Source organism: Pseudomonas sp. P5_A12, from assembly GCF_056400685.1.
Genome location: NZ_JBFUKU010000413.1, coordinates 1 through 3717, shown reverse-complemented (window position 1 = coordinate 3717; position 3717 = coordinate 1). Strand labels below are relative to the sequence as shown.

General features: G+C 57.9%; 4 protein-coding genes. All 4 read right to left on the bottom strand.

The genetic code is table 11. The annotated features are described in order from the left end of the window. Positions 1 to 1261: YjbH domain-containing protein (locus AC1DSG_RS29020; RefSeq protein ID WP_477793947.1), on the bottom strand; the 1261-nt coding region annotated here is incomplete at its 3' end. Beyond that, entirely contained in the window at positions 1258 to 1989 is a 732-nt protein-coding gene (locus AC1DSG_RS29015; protein ID WP_477793946.1) for a capsule biosynthesis GfcC family protein, read from the bottom strand. The genes AC1DSG_RS29015 and AC1DSG_RS29020, both read right to left, overlap by 4 nt. A gap of 38 nt (positions 1990 to 2027) precedes the next feature. Continuing rightward, entirely contained in the window at positions 2028 to 2687 is a 660-nt protein-coding gene (locus AC1DSG_RS29010) for a YjbF family lipoprotein (protein WP_477793945.1), read from the bottom strand. A gap of 14 nt (positions 2688 to 2701) precedes the next feature. Then, positions 2702 to 3717: polysaccharide biosynthesis/export family protein (locus AC1DSG_RS29005; protein ID WP_477793944.1), on the bottom strand; the 1016-nt coding region annotated here is incomplete at its 5' end.

Genomic DNA, 3717 nt, shown 5'->3' with positions numbered 1-3717 from the left:
GGCCATAGTTGAGCGGATCGAGCTTGCGCTCGAACAGGGTCTTTTCCTGTTGCGGAAGTGCCACATTCATCTCGGTGACCCGGCGCAGGTCTTTCACCGGTCGGTCCTCCTGGACCACTTCACGGAAGGTATCCCGTGGCAGGCTGACTTCCTCGATCGGCAGGCTGTAGCGCGTGTCGACCACGGTGAACCAGTCAATCTTGTCGCTAACACTGTTATCGAGGATGCGCGAGGCCCGGCCAACCGCCTTCGGCGTATAGAAATAGCGGTCCTGTTCGCCATAGACGACCAGTTCGGAATCGCGCTGGGTGATGCGCTGCACCCGATAGCCTGCGTTGTTGTGCAAACGCTCGGCTACACCGGCCCATTCCACGTCGGCGGGAGCCACTGTCGGTTTGAATTCCGGCACGGCTTCGGGCTTCGGGTCGTAACTCTTGACGGGAGCCTTGCGCGTCGCGAAGTTGGTGTGCAGGGTGATGCCGAACATGGCGGTGTTGCCGCGTTCCCAGGCGGCACTCAGGTCGACCGAATCGCCGGCTTTGAAGACGAAGCCGAGGTTGAATGGGGAGTCCTGGACCTGGTTATTGTTCTGGGGCTCGTGCTGGTAGTCGTTGCCTTCGTACTCCAGTTTCACAGACAGCGGATCCCAGGGCGTCTGGTAGTTTACGCCGCCGAAGAAGGAGGGCGAGCCGCGGAAATACTGGTTTCCGTTGAAGTCACCCGCTTGGTTGGAGGTGGGGCGCTGATCAAACTTGTCGTCGACCCAACCCAATGGGTTGTCGATATCGCCACGATTGCCGATGTAGCCCCATGCCAGGCCCAGGCTCAAGTCAAAATCGCCAAGGCGTTTGTTGCCAACAAAATACTCACTGGAGAACAGACCGGTACCACCGATGTCTCGTGCACCCAATGCCACCTGCGGTATCCAGTGGCTTTCTTCGAGCAGGCGCACCTTGCCGTCGATCGCCTTGTCCTTATAGCTCTGGTCGCCGCTGAACGCCTCCGAACCATAATCGCGGTTGCTGATCGAGGTGTAACGGAACGAACCCTCCAGCCAATCGAATGGCTGGAAGGACACACTGTAACGACTGTAAGGATCGGTACGGCTGGCGGTCACCGACAGCTCGCCCGCGGGCATCATGCGTGCGGTAGGAGTTTGCAACAGACCCACGCCACCAAAATCACTCTGTGTGTAGCGTGGCTCCGCCACCGCCCAGGTGCTGCAACCGATCAACAAGCAAGGGATCAAGTGATATTTCATGGCTTCACCTCCAGCAGGGGCTGGGTGGCGATGAAGGCGGCCAGTTCAGTATTCAGGTCCGGTGTGGGATCACCCTTGGCACTGCTGCGCACGGGCACGTAAATTCGCGCTCCCGGCGCGGGAGGAACTGATTGGGTTTCGTTCCACAGCGCCACCCCCTCCTGGAAAACGCGTCCATCAGGCTGAATCACGAAGAGCAGGTCGGCGTCGGCATCCGGGTCACGTGGGCAGCCCTTCAAATAACTGATGGCCGCCTGCAAGGATTGGTGCGCTAATTCACATTCGCCCAGCACTGCGCCCACAACCCGCACGGTGGCAGGGCGGGCAGGGTAAAGCAGCACATCACCGTTGCTCAGGTAGGGATTGTCCCGACGGTTGAGTTCAACCCGCACCGGGTCAAGTTGGGCGACCCTGCGCCCGGTCACTGGCATGGCCTGCACCTTGTCAATGAGGCGCGCGGCCAGCGCCGCCAACCCGGTCTGGTTATCCTGCAGGGCGTTGCTGCGCACAGTTTCCAGATCGAAAAGCACGCCCACCTTGAGGCGTTCCTGCGCGTTATGCAGCGGCACATGCAACCAGGCGGCACCCAGCAGATACGCCTTTGGGTTCACCTGGGCCGGCAACAACACGTCATGCAGGCGATAACCTTGCTCGAAGGTGTAACGCCCGGGTTTGGCGGCATCTCCCTGCACAGTCACCAGCGATTCGGCATTTACGGCAAACGTCATGAACAGGCTGCAGAAAAGCAGCCAGGAAGAACGAAAAATCATTGCACTACCGGCTTATTCGGGCGCACTTGAACAATGCGTAGGGGCAATTCGGGGGTCAGGTGCTGAACACTGGCCATGATGAAGCCGTCGGCAGGGTCGACCCAATATTGGTTCCGCGCAGTAAAGCCCAGGCCGTCCATTACGATCTCTTCGTCCACGCGCAACAACTCCACGTCGCGGTCGAGAATATGTACGGTCTCCAGGCCTTTCTTCTCAAAGCGGCTAGTGAGGATGACACCCATTCGATAACCATCAGTGAAGTCCACTTGGCGACGGGTTTGCAGCCCATTGGGAATCCGGTGCAGACCTATCTTGAAGGGGGACTCACCCTCAAAGCGGGTGCCATCCAGGTTGTCGTTGAAACCGACACTGCGGATGGCCAGGCCATCCTCAAGCATCAGGATCTGGCGACTTGAGGCCATCCAGAATCCAACACCATCCTGCAGACGCACCAACGCCATCACGGCTTCACCCGTAGGTGTCGCGATGGTGATCTGGTAGTACGGAGTCTCATCCACCTGTTGGCGGGTGAGATCCAGGGGCTCAGGTCCTACGAAAGCGGCCTTGAGCGTGTCCAGGGAGGCGGTCATCAACGGGTTGCAGGCGGTCACCAACAAGGAGGCCGCCGATAGAGCGGCCAGTCGCAGAAATTTCACAAGAATACCAGTTCTTAGTTGTTGCCCATGTCATCTTGAATACCGACACCCGTGCGCAACAGGTTAGCCGAGGGGAATACCTGGCTGATAAAGCGGTTCCAGCGTGTGACATCGGCCGCGCCGACGTAGACAACATCCTGCGGTTGCAACTTGAAGTGCTGGGCAAGGGCGAAGGCCGAAGGCGATTTGATGTTAATCTGGAACACCTTGACCGGTTCATCCGCTAGATTCTCTACCCCACGGATCACGTAAACCTCTTTGCCGCTGGACGTTTCCTGGCGCAATCCGCCAACACTGCCTAGGGCATCAGTCAAGTTCATGTTGCTGCCCTTGAAGATAAGGGCGCGCGCCGCGGTAACCTCACCCAGCACATAAACCTTTTTCTGGTCATTGTAAGGTAGGTGCAGTTGGTCACCGTCCTTCAGGTAGAGGGTGAGAAGTTTTGAGTCCTTGCGATTGAGCGTATCGAGATCGATTACGTATTCGCGACCGTCACGCTTGAGCACTAGTCCAGAAATATCGGCAGATTCGGGCTGCACTACGCCTTGCCCAATTGCCTCCAGAAGACTGAGAGGAGAGTTGGTGATGGGTAATTGGCCGGGCTTGACGAATGCGCCGGAGAGAATCACTTTCTGGCTGACAAAGCGCACGATGCTGACATCCACTTGGGGCTCAGCGAGCACCTTGGCCAGGCGAATAGCGATGGTCGAACGTAGATTTTCGATGGTTTTACCAGCAGCTTCGATCGTCCCAACATATGGGTAGAAAAGACTACCGTCCGGGCGGACCACGCGTCCGTTCGCTTCAATTGGTTGCTGCCCACCTGACGGTGCGGTTAATTCTGGGTGGTCCCAGACAGTGATGTAGATCAGATCACCGGCACCGATCTTGTACTCTGCTGGCTGGTAGCCAAGTAGCTCCGGCGCAACAACATTCGACCGGTTGGCGGCTGCCTCAATAGCCACAAGTTTGGGGGTAATCGGAACCAGTTCGATCCGGCTGCTTTCGGGTGAACCTTCACGTACCAGAT